Below are 504 nucleotides of genomic sequence, written 5' to 3' on the forward strand. Positions count from 1 at the left end.
GGCCCGTGGCGTGGGGGTGCCACGACCGGGCGTCGCGGCGGGCCGCCTTGTCCGCGGACACCCGCTCCGCGGACACCACCAGCAGGTCGCCGTCGAAGTGGCCGGGGACGTGGCCGCGCATCAGCCCCGCGTTGTTCATGAACACGTCCAGCACCGAACGGAGTTCGTCCGCTTCGAGCCGGCCCATCGGGTCGCCGGCGGCGAGCAGGAACTCCCGGTAGCGGGTCGCCGGGAAGGCGCCGCCCGCCAGTTCCTCCGGGGTCACGTCGAAGCCGGAGTCGCGCAGGTTGTGGGCGAACACCTCGGCCAGCGAGGGTTCCGCGCCGGCGGCCGGGCGCCGCGGGTAGGAGTCCAGCAGGGTCAGCAGCTCCACTTCCTGGCCGCGCCGGCGCAGTTCGTCGGCCATGGCGAAGGCGACGTTCCCGCCGAGCGACCAGCCGAGCAGCCGGTACGGGCCCTCGGGTTGGACCTGTCGGATCAGGTCGGCGTATTCGGCGGCCATCT

At 73.6% G+C, this 504-nt stretch carries 1 protein-coding gene; it reads right to left on the minus strand.

Going from position 1 to position 504, the window contains the following annotated elements; translation table 11 throughout:
* A partial coding sequence (locus G3I71_RS46710) for a thioesterase domain-containing protein (protein ID WP_239149794.1) occupies window positions 1–504 on the minus strand: 504 nt, incomplete at both ends.

It is taken from the genome of Streptomyces sp. SID12501 (assembly GCF_010550245.1).
In the GTDB taxonomy this organism is placed as follows: domain Bacteria; phylum Actinomycetota; class Actinomycetes; order Streptomycetales; family Streptomycetaceae; genus Streptomyces.